The sequence below is a fragment of the Actinoplanes sp. ATCC 53533 genome, from assembly GCF_003947245.1.
On the sequence record NZ_QHHV01000292.1, the window covers coordinates 1 to 24030 of the forward strand.

The window sequence follows — 24030 nt, forward strand, 5'->3', positions numbered from 1 at the left end:
TGCGTCCCGTTCCGGCTACCCCGACGGTCAGATCGCGCAGTTCCTTCCCGCGCGCGTCGCTCAGTCTGTAGTCATGGGCATCCGTGCGGCGGATCATGGCCTTCGCGTGGCGCACGGCCATCAGCATCAGCATCAGCGTGTAGTCAGCCACACTGTCCGGCGAGTAGGCGACATTGCCGACGGAGATGCCGACGCTTTCCGCATACCCCAGATCGATGTGATCGTAGCCGATGCTCCGTGTCGAGACGTACTCCACTCCGGCCCGGCCAAGTGCGAGAAGTGTGCTGTTTGTGACTTGAGTCTTATGGCCGACGCTGATGCATCGGTTGCCGAATACCAGATCGACATTGGCCTCGGACACCGCTGCCCCGGTGATGGTCGGCAGGACGCCGAAGCGACGCGCCTGCTCACGGAACAGGACGGCCTCGTCGTGGCCGCATCCGTAGATCGTGATTCCCGTCGTCGGAATGACCGGGGAGGACGAAGACGCCAGCGATCGGCTGCGGAAAGCCGCTGTTCGTGCTGGTTCGCTGTGACTCATGCCGCCCAGTCAAGCGAGCGCGATGTTGCCGGCAGGTATCCGGTTTTCGATATGCCGGCGATATGCCGGCCGAGAACCCGCGGGCCCGCTCGTGGTGCTCGGCCTCGCTCTCCTCGCCGAGCTCGAGCACCTCAGCGAGGCGGCGGCCAGTGCCGCCGCGGGCGGTGACAGATGCGTCCAAGTGCCGGAAACGTTCGCTTGGACCTCCTCGTGGACATCGACTCCAATCAGCATGATTTAGATCGGCGAGGCCAGTCGGATTTCTCGTGATCCGCGGCGGAGGGATCCGGGAGCGCGACGGCACGCACGAGGAGCTGCCGGCCGAGGGTGGTCGCTACGCGGAGCTGTGTCACGCGCAGTTCGTCGAGTCAGACCGCGGCGGATTCAGGCCCGGCGGCAACCGGGAACGGGCTGGGACCGGCCAACGGGCCGGTGCGCCGGTGGTTCGTGAAGGGGGACGATGAATTCCGCAGCAGAGGCCACACCGACGGTGCCGGAGCTGCTCGCCCGGCAGGTGGACCGAACACCCGACGCGGTGGCCGTGGTCGACGGGGACCGGGTTCTGACCTACCAGGAGCTCGATGAGTGGGCGGGCCGGCTGGCCGGGCGTTTGATCGGCCGGGGCATCCGCCGTGGCGACTACGTCGCGGTCGTGATGGACCGCTCGGCGGAGCTGGTGGTGACGCTGTTCGCCGTCTGGAAGGCGGGGGCGGTCTATGTGCCGGTGGACGCCGGCTATCCCGCGCGGCGGGTGGCGTTCATGGTGGCGGATTCGGGGTCCTCCCTGATGGTGTGCTCGGCCGCGACGCGCGACCGAGTGCCGGAGGGGATCGAATCGATCGTCGTCACAGCCGAGGGGGCCGGCGACGCTTCGGCGGTCGCGGTGCGCCCGGGGGACCTGGCGTACGTGATGTACACCTCCGGCTCGACGGGGACCCCGAAGGGCGTGGCCGTCCCGCACCGGAGCGTCGCGGAGCTGGTGGGGAACACCGGTTGGGCGATGGGAACCGGCGATGCGGTCCTCATGCACGCGCCGTACGCCTTCGACGCGTCCCTGTTCGAGATCTGGGTGCCGCTGGTGTCGGGCGCCCGGGTGGTGATCGCCGAGCCGGGGCCGGTGGACGCCCGGCGCCTGCGGGAGGCGGTCGCGGCCGGGGTGACGAGGGCGCATCTGACCGCGGGAACCTTCCGCGCGGTGGCGGAGGAATCGCCGGAATCGTTCGCTGGGCTCCGTGAGGTGCTGACCGGCGGCGACGTGGTGCCCGCACACGCGGTGGAGAAGGTGCGGGCGGCCTGCCCCCGGACGCGGATCCGGCACCTGTACGGCCCGACGGAAACCACGCTGTGCGCGACCTGGCATCTGCTCGAGACGGGTGACGTCCTGGGCCCGGTCCTGCCGATCGGCCGTCCGCTGCCGGGCCGCCGCGCTCAGGTGCTCGACGCGTCGCTGCGGCCCGTGGCACCCGGCGTGGTCGGTGACCTGTACCTCTCCGGTGCGGGTCTGGCGGACGGCTACCTGGGCCGGCCGGGGCTGACAGCGGAGCGGTTCGTGGCGGATCCGTCCGCGCCTGGCAGCAGGATGTACCGGACCGGGGACCTGGCTCAGTGGACCTCCGACGGTGCGTTGCTGTTCGCGGGCCGGGCCGATGACCAGGTGAAGATTCGCGGGTTCCGGATCGAACCGGGCGAGATCGAGGCTGCGCTGACCGCTCAGCCGGAGGTGCACGAGGCCGTGGTGACGGCAGTCGATGGGCGCCTGACCGGCTATGTGGTGGCGGAAGGGGACGCGGATCCCGTTCGGATCCGCGAGCGTCTCGGGTCCGTGCTGCCGGAGTACATGGTCCCGGCCGCGGTGATCACGCTGGACGCGCTGCCGCTGACCGGCAACGGCAAGGTGGACAGGGCGGCGCTGCCCGCGCCCGTCTTCGCGGCGAATGCCGCGGGCCGCGAGCCCGGCACGGAGACGGAGCGCGTCCTGTGCGGCCTGCTCGCCGAGCTGCTCGGCGTGGACCGGGTCGGAGTCCACGAGAGCTTCTTCGAGCTGGGCGGGGACTCGATCGGCGCGATGCGGCTGGCGGCGCGGGCAGCCAAGGCCGGCCTGCTGGTGACGCTCGCCCAGATCTTCGAGGAGCCGACTCCCGCACGGCTGGCGGCCGTGGCGCGTCCCGTGCCGGCCGAAGGACCCGTCGCACGCCCGCTTGTGGCGCTCACCGCCGAGGACGAGACGGAGCTGGCGATCGCCGTACCGGGAGCTGAGGAGGTCTGGCCGCCGGCGCCGCTCCAGGAGGGGTTGCTCTTCCAGTCGACCATCGACGACGAGGGCCTCGACATCTACCAGGGGCAGTGGATCCTCGAAGTGAACGGGCCGGTGGACGTGGCCCGGCTGCGGGCCGCGTGGGAAGCGGTCTTCGCTCGGCACGCCGAGCTGCGGGTGAGCTTCAATCGATTCGCGTCGGGGAAGACGCTGCAGGTCGTCGCCAGGCACGTCGTACTGCCGTGGCGAGAGGTGGATCTGACCGATGCCGGCGATGTCGACGCGGCCGTCGAGGCCTTGGCCAGACGCGAACAGGAACAGCGATTCGATCTTGCCCGGGCGCCGCTGTTCCGGCTGGTGCTGGTCCGGTACGGCGAGGACCGGCACCGCCTGTTGGTCGTCCATCACCACATCCTGGCTGATGGCTGGTCGGTGTCGGTCGTCCTCAACGAGGTATCCGAGGCGTACACCTCCGGTGGGCGGTTGCCGGAGCGGACGGGTGCGGCCTCCTACCGGGACTACCTGGCTTGGCTGGACCGGCAGGACAAGGATGCGGCCCGTGCGGCCTGGGGAGCGGAGCTGTCCGGCCTCGACGAGCCCGCGACGATCGCGAGGGCGGCCGCCGGGGCGGGCTACGAGTACCGCGCCGCTTCTTTGACGCCGGATCTCTACACCGGGCTGATGGAGTTGGCCCGCGGCCACGGACTGACGCTGAACACGGTGGTGCAGGGCGCCTGGGCGATGGTGCTCGCGCGGCTCCTGCGGCGGACCGATGTGGTGTTCGGGACCACGGTCGCCTGCCGTCCCGCGGAGCTTCCGGGTGTGGAGTCGATGCCGGGTCTCATGATGAACACGGTGCCGGTCCGGGTGTCGCTGGAGGGCGGGAAGCCGGTCGTCGACCTGCTGGCCGGCCTGCAGCGGCGCCAGGCGGCCTTGATACCGCACCAGCATCTGGGACTGCCAGAGATCCAGAAGGCGGCCGGACCGGGCGCGGTGTTCGACACGCTGCTGGTGTTCGAGAACTATCCGCGGGACTTCGCCGGCCAGTTCACCTATCTGGGCACGGTCGAGGGGACTCACTATCCGCTGACCCTAGGCGTCCTCCCGGGAGATCACCTCAGGGTCCAGCTGGCCTACCGGCGGGGGCAGATCGAGGAGACCGTCGCCGAGTCGGTTCTGGGGTGGTTCGTCGGCGTTCTCGGCGCGCTGGCCGCTGACCCTTCCGGGCTGGTGGGGCGGACCGGTATCGGTGCGGCCCCGGTGGGCGGTTCGGCTGCGGCATTGGTGGTGGAGCAGTCATTGCCCGCGTTGATAGGGCGGGTGGTGCGGGAGCGGCCGAACGACGTCGCGGTGGTCGATGGCGATGGTGACTTGTCCTACGCGGGGTTGTGGGAGCGGGCGACGGCGCTGGCGGCGGTGTTGCGGGCTCGTGGGGTCGAGCGGGAGAGCCGGGTCGGCGTGCTGGTGGGGCGGTCGGCGTGGTCGGTGGTCGGAATGCTGGGAGCGTCGCTGGCCGGTGGCGCGTTTGTTCCGGTCGATCCGGCGTATCCGGCCGAACGCGTGGCGTGGATTCTCGGAGATGCGGATCCGGTGTCGGTGATCTGCGTGGGGAAGACGCGCGAGGCGGTGCCGGCGGAGTTCGCGGATCGGCTGATCGTGGTCGACGAGGTGGAGCCGGCCGCGGGCCCGGATGGGAAGCTGCCGCGGGTCGGCCCGGATGATGCGGCGTACGTGATCTATACGTCGGGGTCGACCGGGACTCCGAAGGGTGTCGTCGTCACGCACGCCGGGTTGGGGAATCTGGCGGCGGCGCAGATCGACCGGTTCGGGGTGTCGCCGTCGTCACGGGTCCTGCAGTTCGCGGCGCTGGGCTTCGACGCCGTGGTGTCGGAGACGCTGATGGCGCTGTTGTCGGGGGCGAGGCTGGTGCTGGCGCCCCCGCAGGACATGCCGCCGCGGGTGTCGCTGGCCGAGGCGCTGGAGCGGTGGGATGTCACGCACGTGACGGTTCCGCCGTCGGTGCTGGCCACGGCCGACGCGTTGCCGGCGAAGCTGGAGACGGTGGTGGTGGCGGGGGAAGCCTGCCCGCCGAGCCTGGTGGATCGCTGGTCGGCGGGACGGCGGCTGGTCAACGCCTATGGGCCGACCGAGGCCACGGTATGCGCGGCGATGAGCATGCCGCTGGCCGCGAGCCGGGACGTGGTCCCGATCGGGACGCCGATCGCCGGGGGCCGTTGCTATGTACTGGACGCGTTCCTGCGGCCGCTGCCGCCGGGGATCATCGGCGAGTTGTATGTGGCCGGGATCGGGCTGGCCCGCGGCTACCTGGGCCGGGCGGCGTTGACGGCCGAGCGGTTCGTGGCGGATCCGTTCGTCCCGGTCGAGCGGATGTACCGAACGGGCGACCTGGCGTACTGGACGGACCGGAGTGAACTGGTGTTCGCCGGGCGGGCCGATGACCAGATGAAGATTCGTGGGTTCCGGGTCGAGCCCGGCGAGATCGAGTCTGCCCTGTCCGGTCACCCAGGTGTCGCCCAAGCCGCGGTGACCGTCCGCGAGGACCGCCTGCTGGCCTATGTGTCGCCGGGCGATGTCGACCCGCAGGCGGTGCGGGACGATCTCGCGGCCCGGTTGCCTCCGCACATGGTGCCCGCAGTGGTGGTGGCGCTGGAGGCGTTGCCCACCACCCCGAACGGCAAGATCGATCGGGGCGCGCTGCCTGATCCCGACCGCATGGCCCGCCCGGCCGGCCGGGAGCCGCGCACCGAGGTCGAGCGGGTGCTGTGCGATCTCTTCGCCGAGGTGCTCGGCTTGGAGCGGGTCGGTATCGACGACAGCTTCTTCGAGATCGGCGGTGATTCCATCTCGTCGATGCAGCTGGTGGCGCGGGCTCGGCGGGCCGGTCTGACCTTCATCGCGGTAGACGTCTTCGAGCTGAGGACGCCGGAGCGGCTCGCGCAACTGGCGGCGCAATCGCGGCCGCAGCGATCCGATCGCTCCGCGATGGCCGACGGTGTCGGTGAGGTCGCGTGGACGCCGGTGATGCGGCTGCTGGGTGACGGCGTCGTCGGGGCGGGGTTCGCGCAGTGGGTGGTGGCGGGTGCGCCCGCGGATCTGGCCGAGGAGGTGTTGGTCGCGGGGCTGGCGGCGGTCGTGGATGCGCACGACATGTTGCGGGTGCGGGTGGACTCGGAACGGTTGGTGGTGGGTGAGCGTGGATCGGTGGACGTGGCGAGGCTGGTCGAGCGGGTCGAGGCCGGTGCCGGCGAGGTGGACGACATCGCGGATCGCTGTGCCCGGCCAGCGGTCGCAAGGCTGGATCCCGCCGCCGGTGCGGTGGTCCGGGTGGTGTGGGTGGATGCGGGCCCCGGCCGAATGGGACGGCTCGTGATGGTGGCGCATCACCTCGTGGTCGATGCGGTGTCGTGGCGCATCCTGCTGGCGGATCTGCGGGTGGCATGTGAAGCCGTGGCTACGGGCGGGAAACCGGCGCTCGATCCGGTGGACACTTCGTTCCGGCGGTGGGCGGGTCTGCTCGGTGAGTGGGCGGTCTCCGCGGAGCGGGTCGGGGAACTGGCGGCGTGGACGGAGATCCTCGGCGGAGCGGAGCCACGGCTGGGCGACCTGGAGCGCACGCGCGACGCCGTATCGACCGTGGGACGCCGATCGTGGACCTTGCCGCGTGACCGGGCGGGCGCGCTCGTGGAGAAGGTGACCTCGGCCTTCCACTGCGCGGTCCATGAGGTACTCCTGGCGGGGCTGGCCGCGGCGGTGGCGCGGTGGCGCGGTGGTGACGTCGTGCTGGTGAATGTGGAGGGTCATGGCCGGCATCCGGTCGCGGGGATGGACCTGTCCCGGACGGTGGGCTGGTTCACCAGCGTGCATCCGGTGCGGCTGAATGTGGCAGGAATCGATCTGACCGACGTGCCCGGCGGTGGTCCGGCGGCCGGCAAGCTGTTGAAGCTCGTGAAGGAGCAGGCCCGGGCCGCGCCGGGTGACGGGCTCGGTCACGGGTTGCTGCGTTTCCTCAACGGTGACACGGGCCCGGTGCTGGCGGCGCTTCCGTCGCCGGAGATCGCGTTCAACTACATGGGCCGGTTCACCGGCAGTGCGCGGAGCGGTGTGCGCGCGTGGCAGCCGGTCGGTGCTGTCGGCGGCGCGATGGATCCGGACATGAGCCCGCGGCATGTGCTGGAGGTCAATGCGATCGTCCAGGACACGCGCGTCGGCCCGGAGCTGACACTCATGCTGAGCTGGCCGGCGGACCTGTTCGACGAGGCCGAGATCGAACGGTTCGGCCGGACCTGGCTGGACATGTTGTCCGGGCTGGCCCGTCAGGCCGAGGACCCCTCGGCGGGGGGACACACCGCATCCGACTTCGACCTCCTCGACCTGGGCCAGGACGAGATCGAGAGCTTCGAGGCAATAGCAGCCGAACTCAATGGAGGCCTGCCATCGTGAACATTCCGGCGACGTCCCCCGGCTCGGCGCTCGCGGAGCTCTGGCCGCTGTCACCGATGCAGGAGGGCATGCTGTATCACGCCTCGTTCGACGACGAGGCCCCCGACATCTACCTCATCCAGCAGTCGCAGATCATCGACGGACCCCTGGACGCGGAGCGGTTCCGGAGATCTTGGGAGGCCCTCCTCAACCGGCACGCGGCGCTCCGCGCGTCCTTCCATCGGCGGAAGTCCGGCGAGACCGTCCAGCTCATTCCCCGGCAGGTGGAACTCCCGTGGGCCGAGTGCGACCTGTCCGACCTGGCCGAGGAGGACGCGCTGGCCGAGGCGAGCATGATCGCGGAGAAGGAGCGCGCCAGGAGATTCGACCTGACGAAGCCTCCCCTGCTGCGGCTGATGCTGATCCGGCTCGGTCCGCAGCGACACTGTCTGGTGACCACGAACCATCACCTGCTCATGGACGGATGGTCGCGGGCCATCCTCGAGTCGGAGCTCCTCGAGATCTATGAGACGGGTGGCGTCGTCTCGGGGCTGCGGCCCGCATACTCCTACCGCGACTATCTGGCATGGCTGGGCCGGCGGGACAAGGAGGCCGCCCGGTCGGCATGGCGTGCCGAGCTGTCCGGCGCCGACGGATCCGCGCTCGGGATCCCCGAGATGCCCGGCAGGGCTCCGGAACTGCCGGCGGCGGAGGTGATCCGCCACTCACCGGAGTTCACGTCCGCTCTGATCGAGTTCGCCCGCCGCCATGGGCTGACACTGAACACGCTGGTGCAGGGGGCGTGGGCGCTGGTGCTGGCCCGGCTGGCGCGCCGGACGGACGTGGTGTTCGGCGCGGCCGTTTCGGGGCGTCCGGCGGAGCTGCCCGGCACGGAGCAGATTGTCGGGCTGTTCATCAACACCGTGCCGGTACGCGTACGGCTGGACGGCGGGCAGTCGGTCCTGGAGATGCTGACCGACCTGCAGCAGCGGCAGTCCACGCTGATCGCGCACCACCATCTCGGATTGCCGGAGATCCAGAAGCTCGGAGGGGCGAGCTTCGACACGATCGTCGTGTTCGAGAACTACGTCGATCCGGCCGCGGCGCCGGACTCCCTTCGCGATCTCCGCCTGAGCCTGCGGGAGGTCCATCAGGCGTCGCCGTACGCGATCACTCTGGGCGTGATGCCGGGCGAGAGCCTGGAGACCGAAGTGCAGTATCGCCCGGACGCGCTCGACGTCCACGTAGCCAGGGAGATTCTGCACGGGCTCGCCCGCGTCCTGGAGCGGATGGTCGCGGAGCCGGAGGCAGCGGTGGGCCGCCTGGACGTGGTGAGTGAGACCGGGCGTGAGCTGACGGTCAAGCGGTGGAACGAGACGGGTGACGCGGTGGACGCGCCATCGGCGCTCGATCTGTTCCGTCGGCAGGTGGAGACGGCACCTGACGCGACAGCGATGACGGCTGGGGACCGGTCCTGGTCGTTCAAGGAGCTTGACGAGTGGTCCGGCCGGCTGGCGTGGGCCCTGGCGGACCGGGGCGTGCGGCGCGGCGACCGCGTCGCGGTGATGCTGGAACGGTCGGCCGAGGTGCTGGCGGCATGGCTCGGCGTGTGGAAGGCAGGAGCCGCCTTCGTGCCGGTCGATCCGGGCTACCCGGCCGACCGGGTGGCGTACATGCTGGCCGACTCGGCGGTCGCGGCGGTGATGTGCCGGAAGGAGACCTCGGGTGCGGTGCCGGCGGGTCATGTGCGGATCACCGTGGAGGACGCCGTCGAGGGCGAGGTCCCGCCGGTCGCGATCGGGCCGGACGATCTGGCGTACGTGATGTACACGTCCGGATCGACCGGGACGCCGAAGGGCGTCGCGATCCCACACGGGGGCGTGGCGGCATTGGCGGGAGATCCGGGTTGGGACGTGGGGGCCGGCGACGCGGTGCTGATGCATGCCCCGCACACCTTCGACGCGTCGTTGTACGACGTGTGGGTGCCGCTCCTGTCGGGTGCGAGGGTGCTGCTCGCCGAGCCGGGCGTCGTCGACGCGGAGCAACTCGTCGCCCATGTGGCGGATGGTCTCACCGCGGTGAACTTCACCGCGGGGCAGTTCCGGGCGCTGGCGCAGGAATCGCCGGAGTCCTTTTCGGGGCTGCGCGTCGTGGCGGCGGGTGGAGACGTGGTGCCGCCCGGCGCGCTGGAGCGGGTACGGCGGGCGTGCCCGCGGTTGCGTGTCTTGCATTCGTACGGCCCGACGGAGACCACGTTGTGCGCGACGTGGAAGACGATCGAGCCCGACGACCGGATCGGGCCGGTGCTACCGATCGGTCGGCCGCTGCCGGGCCGGCGGCTGTACGTGCTGGATGTCTTCCTGCGTCCGTTGCCACCGGGCGTCGCGGGTGACCTCTACATCGCGGGCGTCGGGTTGGCACATGGCTACCTGGGCAGTCCGGCGTTGACGGGCGGGCGGTTCGTCGCCGATCCGTTCGCCTCTGGTGAGCGGATGTACCGGACGGGGGACGTGGCGTACTGGACCGGCGAGGGCGAGTTGGTGTTCGCCGGACGGGCCGACAACCAGGTCAAGATCCGCGGCTATCGGGTGGAGCCGGGCGAGATCGAGACGGTGCTGGCGGAGCAGCCGGGTGTCGACCAGGCGGTGGTGCTGGCGCGTGACGGACGCCTGATCGGCTACGTGGTGTCCGGCGGTGGGGTGGATCCGGTACGGCTGCTCGAGCAAGTCGCCAGGGTGCTGCCGGACTACCTGGTGCCGGCGGCGGTGCTGGTGCTGGACGCGCTGCCGGTGACGGTGAACGGGAAGGTGGACCGGGAAGCGTTGCCGGATCCCGATTTCAGCGGACGGGTCTCCGAGCGGGAGCCGGTCACGGCAGCCGAGCAGGTGTTGTGCGGCCTCTTCGCCGAGGTGCTCGGTCTGGAGCGGGTCGGCGTGGACGACAGCTTCTTCGAGGTGGGCGGGGACTCGATCACCTCGATGCAGCTCGCCGTGCGGGCCCGCCGCGCCGGGTTGATCTTCGGTGCGCGGGAGGTGTTCGAGCATCGGACGCCGGCCGGGATCGCGGCGATCGCCGAACCGAGAGACGAGTCGCCGGGCGGTACGGCCGATGGTGTGGGCGAAGTGGCGTGGACGCCGGTGATGCGACTGCTTGGCGACGGGGTGCTGGCTGCGGGGTTCGCGCAGTGGGTGGTGGTGGTTGTGCCCGCGGACCTCACGGAGGAGGTGCTGCTGGCGGGGTTGGCGGCCGTGGTGGACAGGCATGACATGTTGCGGCTGCGGGCCGAGCCGGCGGGGTTGGTGGCGGGCGCACCCGGGTCCGTGGAGGTGGCCGGTCTGGTGCGACGGGTGCACGTCGACGGGGATTCGGTGGACGAGACGACGGAGGCGGCGGTGCGGGCCGCGGTGGGGCGGTTGGAGCCGGCGGCGGGCGTGGTGATGCAGGCGGTGTGGGTGGATGCGGGGCCGGACCGGTTGGGGCGGCTGGTGCTGGTGGCGCATCACCTCGCGGTCGACGAGGAGTCGTGGCGGGTTCTGGTGCCGGATCTGCGGGCGGCCTGTGCGGCGGTGGCCTCGGGACGGGCTCCGGTGCTGGAGCCGGTGGCGGTGTCGTTCCGGCGGTGGGCCGGTCTGCTGGGGGAGTGGGCGGTCTCCGCGGCGCGGGTGGGCGAGCTGGCGGAATGGCACGCGGTCGTCGGTTCGGGGGATCAGCTCATCGGCGGGACGGGCCCGAAGGCCGGGGAAGTGTGTTCGCGGTCGTGGGTGGTGTCAGGGGGCGCGGGCGTCGGTGTTGGTGGAGCGTGCGCCGGCGGTGTTCTTCTGCGGGGTGCACGAGGTGGTGCTGGCCGCGCTGGTGGGCGCGGTGGCGCGGTGGCGGGGCGGCGAGGTGGTGCTGGTCGATGTGGCGGGTCATGGCCGTCAGCCGGTCCACGGGCTGGATGTGTCGCGGACGGTGGGCTGGTTCACCAGCGTGCATCCGGTGCGGCTGGATGTGGCGGGCCTCGACCTGACGGGCGTGCTGGCCGGTGGCCCGGCGGCGAGCGAATTGCTGAAGGTGGTCAAGGAGCAGTCGCGGGCGGTGCCGGGCGACGGGCTCGGCTACGGCTTGTTGCGGTTCCTCAATGGTGAGACCGGGCCGGAGCTGGCGGCGTTGCCGTCGCCGCAGATCGGGTTCCACTACCGGGGCCGGCACGTCGCCGGTGTGCGGGAGTGGGAGCCGGTCGGGGGCGTGGGCGGTGCGTCGGGGCCGGGCCTGGATCTGCCGCATGTGCTGGACGCCGACGCGGTGGTCGAGGACGGGCCGGAGGGGCCGCGGCTGCGGCTGGTGCTGAACTGGCCGGCCGGCTCGCTGGCGGAGAACGAGATCGAGCGGCTGGGTCGCGGTTGGTTGGACATGTTGTCCGGGCTGGCCGGTCAGGCAGATGATCCCTCGGCGGGGGGACATACCGCGTCCGATTTCGACCTCCTCGACCTGGACCAGGACGAGATCGAGGAACTCGAGGCCGAGTTCGCCGACGACCTCTGAGCCTTTCCCTTAAGCCTTTCTCTGATCGAGGGAGATATCCATGACCCAGTCGCGGATCGAGGACGTCTGGCCGCTGTCCCCACTACAGGAAGGTCTGCTCTTCCACACCGTCTACGACGACGAAGGGCCCGACGTCTACGTAGGACATTGGATCCTGGATCTCGACGGGCCGGTGGACGTGGACAGGCTGCTCGCGGCATGGGAAGCGCTGCTGGCCCGGCACGCCTCGCTCCGGGCCTGCTTCCGGCAGCGCCGGACGGGTGAGACGGTGCAGATCATCGCCAGCCGGGTGGAGCTGCCGTGGCGCGTGGTCGACCTCTCCCACCTCGACGATGCCGAGGAGGCCGGGCGAGCGCTGGCCGAGGAGGATCGGCTGAGGAACTTCGACCTCGCGAAGGCGCCGTTGCTGCGGCTGACCCTGATCCGGCTGGCCGGCGACCGGCACCGCCTGGTGGTGACTTGTCATCACGCGGTCATGGACGGCTGGTCGTTGCCCATCGTCTTCGACGAGTTGTCGACGCTGTACGCCGCCGACGCCGGCGGCCGGCCGGACCTGCCGGCAGTGACGTCGTACCGCGAATATCTCGCGTGGCTGAGCCGGCAGGACAAGGAGCGGGCGCTCTCGGCGTGGGTGGCGGAGCTGCGTGGTGCCGAGGAGCCGACGCTGGTGGCGCCCGCCGATCCGGGACGAGCGCCCGGCATGCCGGAGAGCGTCACGGTCCAGCTGCCGGAGGACCTCACGCGCGCGCTCGACGGGCTGGCTCGCGGCCGAGGGCTGACGCTGAACACGCTGGTCCAGGGGGCGTGGGCGGTGGTGCTGGCCCGGCTGGCGGGCCGGACGGACGTGGTGTTCGGCGCGACGGTGTCGGGGCGCCCGGCGGATCTGCCCGGCGTGGAAGAGATGGTCGGGCTGTTCCTCAACACCGTGCCGGTACGCGTGCGGCTGGACGGCGGTCAGCCGGTCCTGGAGATGCTGGCGGACCTGCAGCAGCGGCAGTCGGCGCTCATACCCCACCAGTTCCTGGGGCTGGCCGACATCCAGAAGGCGGCCGGCCCGGTCGCGGTCTTCGACACCCTGCTCGTTGTCGAGAACTTTCCGCGTGAGCTCGGCGAACCGCCCTCCGCCGACACCTTCGGCATCCGGGTGCAGCAGGGCCGGGAAGCCGCCCACTATCCGCTGACGCTGGTCGCCGTCCCCGGCGAGTCGATGCTCATCAAGCTGGACTATCTGACGGATCTCTTCGACGAGGCCACGGCACTCTCCATTGTCGAGCGCTTCACGAGGGTGCTGCGCCAGCTGACGGGTGCGGGCGTGCGCACGGTGGCCGAGATCGATGTGACGAGTGCGGCCGAGCGCGATCTGGTGGTGCGGGACTGGGGTGCCGCCGCCGGCGTGGTGCCGAGCCGGCTGGCCCTGGATCTGTTCGGCCGCCAGGTGGAACGCCGCCGCGACGAGGTGGCGGTCGCCGACGGCGACCGGACGTGGTCGTTCGGGGAGCTCGCCGAGCACGCGGAGCGGATCGCCGGCTATCTGGGCGACCGGGGAGTCCGCCGCGGTGACCGGGTGGCCGTGGTGATGGAGCGGTCCTCCGAGCTGATCGCGACACTGCACGCGGTGTGGCAGGCGGGCGCGGCGTTCGTGCCGGTGGATCCCGCCTATCCGGTGGAACGCGTGAAGTTCATGCTGGCCGACGCCGAGCCGGCGGCGGCGGTGTGCGCCGAGGCGTTCCGCGCCGCCGTACTGGACGTCGGTCTCGACCCGATCGTCCTGGACGATCCGCGGACGCGGCAGTCGGTGGCGGAATCCGCGCCGCGGACCGTCGCCACCGGAGCCGACGACCTCGCCTACGTGATGTACACCTCGGGCTCGACGGGGACGCCGAAGGGCGTCGCGGTGTCGCACGGCAACGTCGCGGCGCTGGCCGGGGAGCCGGGGTGGGGGGTGGGCCCGGGCGACACCGTGCTGATGCACGCCTCGCACGCGTTCGACATCTCCCTGTTCGAGTTGTGGGTGCCGCTGCTGTCGGGCGCCCGGGTGATGATCGCCGGGCCGGGCGCGGTGGACGGCGAGGCCCTGGCCGGGCACGTGGCCGGCGGCGTCACGGCTGCCCACCTGACCGCGGGCGCCTTCCGGGTGCTGGCCGAGGAGTCGCCGGAGTCGGTCGCCGGCCTGCGCGAGGTGCTGACCGGTGGGGACGCGGTGCCGCCGGCGGCGGTGGAGCGGGTGCGGCGGGCGTGCCCGGACGTCCGGGTGCGGCATCTCTACGGCCCGACGGAGGCCACGCTGTGCGCGACGTGGTGGTTGCTCGAACCCGGCGACGAGACGGGATCGGCACTGCCGATCGGCCGTCCGCTCGCGGGACGGCGCGCCTACGTCCTCGACGCGTTCCTGCGCCCCCTGCCGCCGGGGGTCAAGGGCGAGCTGTATGTCGCCGGGGCCGGCGTGGCACGGGGCTACCTGGGGCGTCCGGCGTTGACGGCCGAGCGGTTCGTCGCCGATCCGTTCGCCCCCGGCGGGCGGATGTACCGGACCGGAGACCTGGCGTACTGGACCGACCAGGGTGCGCTGGTGTTCGCCGGGCGGGCCGATGACCAGGTCAAGATCCGTGGCTATCGGGTGGAGCCGGGCGAGGTGGAGGCGGTCCTCGGGCGCCTGCCGGGTGTCGGCCAGGCCGTGGTGTCCGTACGGGAAGAGCATTTGATCGGCTATGTGGTCGCCGAGGCGGGACAGGACGTCGACCCGGCCCGGCTGCGCGAACAGCTCGCCGAGACGATGCCCGAGTTCATGCTCCCGGCCGCGGTGATGGTGCTGGACGACCTGCCGTTGACGGTCAACGGCAAGGTGGACCGGCAGGCCCTGCCCGCACCGGACTTCGCCTCGAAGTCGGCGGGCCGGGCGCCGGCCACCGCGACCGAGCGGCTCCTCTGCGACGTGTTCGCCGAGGTTCTGGGCCTGGAACGGGTCGGAGTCGAGGACAGCTTCTTCGCGCTGGGCGGGGACTCGATCTCGTCGATGCAGGTGGCCGCCCGCGCGCGCCGGGAGGGGATCTCCCTGACCCCGCGCCAGGTGTTCGAGCAACGGACTCCGGAACGGCTGGCGGCGCTGGCCCGGGACGCCCGATCGACGCGACGGGACAACACCGCGGCGGATGCGGGCATCGGAGAGATTCCGTGGACGCCGGTGATGCGTGCCCTCGGGGACGACGCGGCGCGCCCCGGCTTCGCCCAGGCGAGGGTCGTCGTCACACCGGCCGGCCTCGACCCGGGCGCGCTGGCCGTCGCCCTGCAAGCGGTGCTGGACACCCACGATGTGCTGCGCGCGCGGGTGGCGCCCGGCGAACGGCTGCTGGTACCCGAACGGGGCGCCGTGGCCGCGGCGGAGCTGATGACGCGGGTGGCGGCCGGCACCGGGAACCTGGACGAGATCGCCGAGCGCGAGGCCGGGACGGCGGCGGGCACGCTGAACCCGGCGGCGGGGATCATGGTGCGGGCCGTGTGGCTCGACGCCGGAGACACCGAGCCGGGCCGGCTGGCACTGGTCGCGCATCACCTGGTGGTCGACGCGGTCTCGTGGGGCATCCTGCTGCCGGATCTGCGCGCGGCGTACGACGAGGTGATCTCCGGCGGGACCCCCGACCTCGAACCCGAGGCGACCCCGTACCGGCAATGGGTGCGGCGGCTGACCGAGCAGGCGTTCAGCGAGAGCACCGTGGCCGAGGCCGATTACTGGGTCACCGTGCTGGACGGAGCGGACCGGCCGTTGGAGCAGCGCACCGGGCAGTCGCACTCGTGGTCCTCGACCGTGTCCGGAGCCGCGGCGCGCAGCCTGGTGGGCCGGCTGCCAGGTGCCTTCCACTGCGGGATTCAAGAGATCCTGCTCGCCGGCCTGGCCGGAGCGGTGGCGCGCCGGCGCGGCGCTGACGCCGGGGTGCTGGTGGACGTGGAAGGCCATGGCCGGCATGCCGTCGACGGCGAGGACCTGTTGCGCACCGTGGGCTGGTTCACCAGCGTCCACCCGGTCCGTCTCGATGTCTCCGGCGTCGATCTGGCGGCCGCGGCGGCCGGGAACGAGGCCGCGGGCGAGCTGTTGAAGGCCGTGAAGGAGCAGGTCCGCGCGGTGCCCGGCGACGGGCTCGGCTACGGGCTGCTCCGCCATCTCAACCCCGGCACCGGGGCCAGGCTGGCCGCGTTGCCCTCCCCGCAGATCGGATTCAACTACCTCGGCCGGTCCGGCGTCGCCTCCGAGATCACCCCTTGGCAGGTGCGCGAGGGATCGCTCGGCGCCGGAGAGTCCGGTCCCGACCTGGTCCTGGCGCACGCGCTGGAGGCCGGCGCGGACATTCAGGACACCCCGGCCGGCCCCCGGCTGCGGCTCACCCTGGCCGGCAGGGATCTCGACCCCGCCGTGGTGGAGCTGCTCGGCGAGGCCTGGCTGGAGCTGCTGACCGGCCTCGCCACCCACGCCGGCACGCCCGACGCCGGTGGACACACCTCGTCCGACTTCGACCTGGTCGAGGTGGCGCAGCGGGACGTGGCGGAGCTGGAGGCGGCGGCGCCGGGGCTGACGGACATCTGGCCGCTGTCGGCACTTCAGGAGGGCATGCTCTTCGAACGCGCCCTCGATGAGGAGGGGGTCGACGTCTACCAGAGCCAGCGGATCCTCGACCTCGACGGGCCGCTCGACGCGGACCGGCTGCGCGCGGCATGGACATCGCTGGTCACCCGGCACGACTCGCTCCGGACAACCTTCCATGAGCTGGGATCCGGGGAAACGGTGCAGGTGGTCGTGGCCGAGGCCGACATCCCGTGGCGGGTGGCGGATGTGTCGCAGCTCGATGAGGTGGACGCGGCCGCGGAGGTCGAACGCCTCCTCACCGAGGATCAGGCGGAGCGGTTCGATGTCACCAGGGCGCCGCTGCTCCGGCTGTTGCTGATCCGTCTCGGCGAGAACCGCCACCGGCTCGTGGTGACGTCGCACCACATCGTCCTGGACGGCTGGTCGACACCGATCATCCTGGGTGAGATGTCGGCCACGTACGCGGGTGAGCAGGGCTCGTCGACGTCGCCCTCCTACCGGGACTACCTGGCATGGCTGAGCCGTCAGGACGAGGCGGCGACCCGGTCGGCGTGGCGCGCCGAGTTCGCCGGATCGGACGAACAGACGGTGGTGGACGCCGACGCGGGCAAGACCATGGTGATGCCGGACGAGCACTGCGAACCGCTCTCCGAGGAGGCGACCCGGAGCCTCACGGAGTTCGCACGAGGCCATGGACTGACGCTGAGCACGATCGTGCAGGGCGCCTGGGCGCTGGTGCTGGCGCGGCTGGCGGGCCGGACGGACGTGGTGTTCGGGACGGTGGTGGCGGGACGCCCCGCGGACGTGCCGGACGTCGAGCGGATGGTGGGGATGTTCATCAACACCATCCCGGTCCGCGTGCGCCTCGACGGCGGCCGGCCGGTGCTGGATCTGCTCCACGACCTGCAGGCGCGCCAGGCGGCGATGACCGAGCACCAGTACATGGGGCTGCGGGAGATCCAGAAAGTGGCGGGGCCCGGAGCGACCTTCGACACCATCATGATGGTCGAGAACTACCCGATGGACGCCACCGTCCTGGGCGACGACAGTGGTGTCACGATCGGCTCGGTCGTCACCCGGACCGGCACCAGCTATCCGCTGACCATGAGCGCCAGTCCCGGCAAGCGCCTGCAGATCCGCGTGTCCTACCGGCCCGATCGCATCGGCCAGGAGACGGCCGCCGAGGTCGCCAGGCAGGTCGTGCGGGTCATGGAACGGATGGTGGCGGAGCCCTCGCTTCCCGTCGGCCGGATGGCTGTGACGAGCGAGCCGGCGCGCGCCGCCGTGCTGGAGCGCGGGAACCCGACCGCCGAAGCAGCCGGTGGGCCGTCGGTGGTGGAGACCTTCCGGCGGCGATCGCACAGCTCACCGGACGCGGTGGCGGTCATGGACGGGGGACGCACCCTGTCCTACGCCGACCTCGACCGGGAGTCGGACCGGCTTGCCGCGCACCTGGCCGATACGGGTGTGCGGCGCGGTGACCACGTCGGCGTGGTGATGGCACGCGGCGTCGATCTGTTCGTCGCCTTCCTCGCGGTCTGGAAGGCGGGAGCTGGGTACGTACCGGTGAACCTGGACTACCCGCGGGAACGGATCGCGCGGATGCTGACCGATGCCGGCGCCTCGGTGGCGGTCTGTGTGGAGGCGACCAGGGACATGGTGCCGGCCGGGGTCGAGCCGGTGGTCCTCGACGCACCGGCGACCGGGGGAGCGCCGCACGAGGCGCCGCCGCTCACGGTCGGAGCGCACGACGTGGCGTACGTGATGTACACGTCGGGATCCACCGGGGTGCCGAAGGGCGTCGCGGTGCCGCACGGAAGCGTGTCGGCGCTGGCGAGCGACCCGGGCTGGTCGCTCGGCGCCGGGGACTGCGTCCTGATGCACGCCTCGCACGCGTTTGACGCGTCGTTGGTCGAGATCTGGGCGCCGCTGGTCAGCGGAGCCCGGGTGCTGGTCGCGGAACCGGGCGCGGTCGACGCGCAGCGGCTGCGGGAGGCGATCGCCCGCGGTGTGACCACCGTCCATCTGACGGCCGGGGCCTTCCGGGCGCTGGCGGAGGAGTCGGCGGACGCCTTCAGCGGCCTGCGCGAGGTCCTGACCGGCGGGGACGCCGTACCCCTCGGCTCCGTCGCCCGGCTGCGCGAGGCCTGCCCGGACGTCCGGGTCCGGCATCTCTACGGCCCCACCGAGACGACCCTCTGCGCCACGTGGCACCTGATCGAGCCGGGATCCGCGACGGGCGACACCTTGCCGATCGGTCGCGCCCTGGCCGGCCGGCGGGCGTACGTGCTCGACGCGTTCCTGCAGCCGGTGGGTCGGCACGTGACCGGCGAGCTCTACCTCGCCGGCGCCGGGCTGGCGCGCGGCTATCTGGGCGCCGCCGGGGCGACCGCGGAGCGGTTCGTCGCCGACCCCTTCGTCCCCGGTGAGCGGATGTACCGCACCGGCGACCTGGCCCGCTGGACGGATCGGGACGAGCTGCTGTTCGCCGGCCGCGCCGACTCCCAGGTGAAGATCCGCGGCTACCGGGTCGAGCCGGCGGAGATCGAGGCGGCGCTGGCCGAGGTGCCCCGGATCGCGCAGGCGGTTGTCGTGGCGCGGGAGGACCGTCCGGGCGAGAAGCGGCTGATCGCCTACGTCACCGCGGCGGAAGATCCAGGACCGGACCCCGGCGCGGTACGCGAGCACCTGGCGACGCGGCTGCCGGAGTTCATGGTGCCGGCGGCGGTGGTGGTGCTGGACGGCTTCCCGCTGACGGTCAACGGGAAGATCGACCGCGCGGCGCTGCCTGCCCCCGAGCTCACCGGGAAGCCGGCCGGCCGCGAGCCCCGTACCGAGACCGAGCGGGTGCTGTGTGACATGTTCGCCGAGATCCTCGGGCTGGAGCGGGTCGGTGCCGACGACAGCTTTTTCGAGCTGGGCGGAGACTCGATCCTGTCGATGCAGCTGGCCTCCCGCGCGCGCCGCGAGAACGTCGTCTTCGGCGCGACGGACGTCTTCGACCGGAAGACGCCGGCGGGCATCGCGGCGATCGCCGAGCGCGGCGGTGAGACGCGGGCCGACCTCACCGACGGCGTCGGCGAGGTCGCGTGGACGCCGGTGCTGCGGGCGTTGCTCGAAGGCGATCCCGGCGCGATGACCCGGGGAGCGCTGGCGCAGTGGACGACGGTGGGCGCGCCCGACGACCTGTCGGTGGACACACTGGCGGCCGGGTTGGGCGCGCTGATCGACACGCACGACATGCTGCGGAGCCGGGTCGTCGGGACCGGGGGACAGGAGCCCCGGCTGGTCGTGGCCGAGCGCGGCACGGTGGACGCGACGAGGCTGGTCGACCGGGTCGAGGCCGGTGCCGGTGAGCTGGATGACGTCGCGGATCGCTGCGCCACGGAGGTGGCCGCCCGGCTGGATCCCGCCGCCGGCGTGATGGTCCGGGCGGTGTGGGTGGACGCGGGAGCCGGGCGTGCCGGACGGCTCGTGGTGGCGGCGCACCACCTCGTGGTCGACGCGGTGTCGTGGCGGATCCTGCTGCCGGACCTGCGGGCGGCGTGCGAGGACGTGGCCGCGGGCCGGGAGCCGGCGCTCGATCCGGTGGACGTCTCGTTCCGGCGCTGGGCGCGGACGCTCGCCGATCAGGCGGCGGCCCGGACCGCGGAGCTGGAGACGTGGACGGAGATCCTCGGCGCGGAGGAGCCGCGGCTGGGCGAGCTCGACCCCGCGCGCGACACCATATCGAGCGCGGGACGCAGATCGTGGACACTGCCGCGGGAGCAGGCGGGCGCGCTCGTGGAGAGGGTCACCGCGGCCTTCCACTGCGGTGTGCACGAGGTGTTGCTGGCCACGCTGGCGGGCGCGGTGGCTCGATGGCGCGGCGGCACCGCCGTCGTGGTGGACGTCGAGGGTCATGGCCGCCAGCCCATCGGCGCGATGGACCTGTCGCGGACGGTCGGCTGGTTCACCGACGTGCACCCGCTCCGGCTGGACGTGACGGGGATCGACATGGCCGCGGCGCTCGCGGGTGGCGATGCGGCCGGCCGGCTGCTGAAGAGCATCAAGGAGAGCGTGCGAGCCGTGCCCGACGGCGGGCTCGGCTACGGGATGCTGCGTCACCTCAACGCCGAGACCCGGCCGGTCCTGGCGGCGCGGCCGGCAGTGGAGTTCGGTTTCAACTACCTGGGCCGCTTCTCCTCCCGGTCCGGCGGTGACGTGGAGCCCTGGCAGCCGGCCGGGACCATCGGCGGTGCGGCGGAGCCGGACGTTCCGCTGCGGCACGTCGTGGAGATCGACGCGGCCGTGCTCGACTCCGTGGACGGACCCCGGCTCGACCTGACCCTGACGTGGGCCGGGCGGATCGTCAGTGAGGCCGAGGCGGAGTCACTCGGGAAGGCATGGCTGGACATGCTGACCGGCCTGGCCGCACACGCCCACGACGTCCGCGCCGGGGGGCACACCCCGTCCGACTTCCCGCTCACCGCGCTGGCGCAGCGAGACGTGGCGGAGATCGAGGCCGTCGTACCGGGTCTGCTCGACATCTGGCCGCTCTCTCCGCTGCAGGAGGGCCTGCTGTTCCATGCCGCCGACGAGCGCGGCCCGGACGTCTACGCGGGTATGCGCACCCTCGCCATCGAGGGCCCGCTCGACGTCGCCCGCTTGCGCGCGTCCTGGCAGGCCGTTCTCGACCGGCACGCCGCCCTGCGGGCGAGTTTCCATCAGCTCGAGTCCGGCACGGCCGTGCAGGTGATCGCCCGCGAGCTGACGCTGCCCTGGCGGGAGACCGACCTGTCGCACCTGCCCGAGGATGAGGCGCTGGCCGAGTTCGAGCGTCTCGTGGCGGAGTTGCGCGACGACCGATTCGACCTGACCCGGGCGCCACTGCTGCGCCTGCACCTGGTGCGCCTCGGGGAAGGCCGGCACCGGCTGGCCCTCGCGTCGCATCACATCTCGTGTGATGGCTGGTCCCTTCCGGTCCTCTCCGTCGACGTCATGGCGGCGTACGAGGCCGGCGGTGACGGCCGGGCCCTGCCGGCTCCGACGTCGTACCGCGAGTACCTCGCCTGGCTCGCGCGCCAGGACAAGGAGGCCGCCCGGGAGGCGTGGCGGACCGAACTCGCGGGGCTCGACGAGGCGACCCATGTCGTGCCGCCCGACACGATCAGCGCGCCCATCGAGCCGGAGCGGGTACGGTTCGCGCTCGACGACGAGCTGAGCCGGCGCCTGGTGGAGTTCACCCGCCGCCACGGCGTGACGATGAATACCCTCTTCCAGGGGGTCTGGGCGCTGTTCCTGGCCCGGCTGACGGGACGCGACGACGTGGTCTTCGGTTCCGCCGTGGCCGGGCGCCCGCCGGAGATCCCCGGCGTCGGATCCGTGGTCGGCCTGTTCATGAACACGCTGCCGGTCCGGGCTCGCCTGGACGGCGCCGAGCCGTTCCTCGACATGCTGACGGATCTGCAGGGTCGGCAGGTCGCGATGATGGCGCACCAGCACGTCGGGCTCAGCGAGATCAACCAGTTCGCCGGTCCCGGCGCGGCGTTCGACACGCTCGTGGTGTTCGAGAACTACCCTCGCCCGCCGCGTCGGTCCGAAGGCCCCGATGCGCTTGTCATGCGCCCCGCGGGAATTCCGAACGACAGCGGGCACTACCCGGTGTCGATGCGCGCGTCGGAGGACGGCGGCGTCCACGGTGAGTTCATCTTCCGCCCGGACGCGTTCGACCGGCCCCAGGCCGACGAGATGCTCGCGAGCATCATCCGGGCCTTGGAACAGGTGGTGACCGATCCACGGATGCCGGTGGGGCGGGTCGGCCTGATCGGTGCGGCGGAGCACGGACTGGTGGTGCGCGAGTGGAACAGGACCGCTGTGCCGCTCGTGGCGGAGCCGCTGCCGGTGTTGTTCCGCCGGCAGGTGGAACGGTCGCGGGATGCGGTGGCGGTGCGGGACGCGGCCCGGAGCCTGTCGTTCGGTGGGTTGCTGGGTGCGGCGGAGGGCCTGGCGCGGCTGCTGGTGACGGCGGGCGTGCGGCGTGAGACCCGGGTGGCTGTGCTCGTGGAGCGGTCGGTGGAGCTGGTGGTGGCCCTGCTCGGGGTGTCGCTGGCGGGCGGGGTGTTCGTTCCGGTCGATCCGGACTACCCCGGTGAGCGGATCGCCTTGATGCTGGCGGATTCGGCGCCGAAGGTGCTGGTTTGCACGTCGGAGACCCGAGCGGTCGTGCCGGCGGGCTTCGCCGGCGCGGTGCTGGTGCTGGACGAGCCGCCCGCCGCCGAACCGGAAGCGGTGCTGCCGGGCGTGGTGGCGGGTGACGGCGCGTACGTGATCTACACGTCGGGGTCGACGGGCGTGCCCAAGGGCGTCCTGGTCACCCACGCCGGGCTCGGCAACCTGGCGAGCGCGCAGATCGAGCGGTTCGGCGTGACGTCCGCGTCGCGGATCCTGCAGTTCGCCGCGCTCGGATTCGACGCCGCCATCTCCGAGGTGTGCATGGCTCTGCTGTCGGGCGGGACCATCGTGCTGGCCGACGCCGAGAGCATGCCGCCTCGAGTGTCGCTGGGCGACGCGGTACGCCGGTGGAGCATCACCCACGTCACCGTGCCGCCGAGCGTGCTGGCCGTCGAGGACGACCTCCCGGAAAGTCTGGAGACCCTCATCGTGGCGGGCGAGGCGTGCCCGCCCGCGCTGGTGGATCGCTGGTCGCGGGGCCATCGGATGATCAACGGCTACGGGCCGACCGAGACGACCGTGTGCGCGACCATGAGTTCCCCGCTGTCTCCGGGCCGCGACGCGGTCCCCATCGGTGGCCCGATCACGAACATGCGGGCCTATGTGCTCGACGCCTTCCTGCAGCCGGTGCCGGTGGGCCTGGCCGGCGAGCTCTACGTCGCGGGGGCCGGGCTCGCCCGCGGCTACCTCGGGCGCCCGGGCCTGACGGCGGAACGGTTCGTCGCCGACCCGTTCTCTCCGGGTGGCCGGATCTACCGCACCGGCGATCGGGTCCGCTGGACCTCCGGCGGTGAGCTGGTCTTCGTCGGCAGGGCCGACGCGCAGGTCAAGGTGCACGGATACCGGATCGAGCCGGGTGAGATCGAGGCCGTGCTGGCCGAGCACCCAGAAGTCGCCCAGGTGGTGGTCGTCGCCCGACAGGACGGGCCGGGCGAGAAGCAACTGGTGGCTTACGCCGTCCCGGCGAACGGACCGTCGGCCGACTCCGCCGCGCTGATCTCCGCTCTCCGGGAGACGGCGGCCGCACGCCTACCGGAGCACCTGGTGCCGGCGGCGTTCGTGCCGCTGGACACGATGCCGCTGACCCCCAACGGCAAGGTCGATCACCGGGCGCTCCGGGCCCCCGACTTCGCCGGGATGTCGTCCGGGCGGGACCCGCGCACGGCCATGGAGACGAGGCTGTGCGAGCTGTTCGCGGAGGTGCTCGGCCTGGACCGGGTGGGCGCCAACGACAGCTTCTTCGAACTCGGCGGCGACTCGATCACTTCGATGCAGCTGTCCACCCGGGCCCGCCGGGAAGGTCTGGAACTGACCCCGTGGCAGGTGTTCGACGAGAAGACGCCGGAACGGCTGGCGGCACTCGTCAAGGAACTCCCGGCCGAGGACGAGGACACCGGGGTGCCGGAGTCCCCGGCGGGCCCGCTCGTGGCTCTTTCGCCTGAACAGATGGACCAACTAGAGGCCTGACCGGCCGGGGAATGA

General features: G+C 71.9%; 3 protein-coding genes and 3 pseudogenes. 5 read left to right on the forward strand and 1 reads right to left on the reverse strand.

The window, feature by feature from the left end:
- A pseudogene (locus DMB66_RS54070) lies at positions 1-469 on the reverse strand (lactate dehydrogenase); the annotation flags it as partial.
- A gap of 532 nt (positions 470-1001) precedes the next feature.
- Between DMB66_RS54070 and DMB66_RS54075 the strand changes: the two are divergent.
- From DMB66_RS54075 to DMB66_RS54085, 5 genes and pseudogenes are all read left to right on the forward strand, one after another.
- A complete protein-coding gene (locus DMB66_RS54075) occupies positions 1002-7256 on the forward strand; it encodes a non-ribosomal peptide synthetase (protein ID WP_125811843.1) in 6255 nt (2084 codons plus the stop codon).
- Positions 7253-10291, forward strand: a pseudogene (locus DMB66_RS54080) (amino acid adenylation domain-containing protein); the annotation flags it as partial. The gene DMB66_RS54075 and the pseudogene DMB66_RS54080, both read left to right, overlap by 4 nt.
- Positions 10292-10691: 400 nt before the next feature.
- Positions 10692-11288, forward strand: a pseudogene (locus tag DMB66_RS66355) (condensation domain-containing protein); the annotation flags it as partial.
- 24 nt (positions 11289-11312) lie between these two features.
- A complete protein-coding gene (locus DMB66_RS63235; protein WP_233625504.1) occupies positions 11313-11759 on the forward strand; it encodes a hypothetical protein in 447 nt (148 codons plus the stop codon).
- A 40-nt stretch (positions 11760-11799) separates the two neighbouring features.
- A complete protein-coding gene (locus DMB66_RS54085; protein ID WP_125811844.1) occupies positions 11800-24015 on the forward strand; it encodes a non-ribosomal peptide synthetase in 12216 nt (4071 codons plus the stop codon).
- The last annotated feature ends 15 nt before the right edge of the window (positions 24016-24030 follow it).

Excerpts from the sequence above, each read along its gene's own strand:
- DMB66_RS54075 (WP_125811843.1), top strand. The coding sequence starts at position 1,002 with ATGAATTCCGCAGCAGAGGCCACACCGACGGTGCCGGAGCTGCTCGCC.
- DMB66_RS54085 (WP_125811844.1), top strand. The coding sequence starts at position 11,800 with ATGACCCAGTCGCGGATCGAGGACGTCTGGCCGCTGTCCCCACTACAG.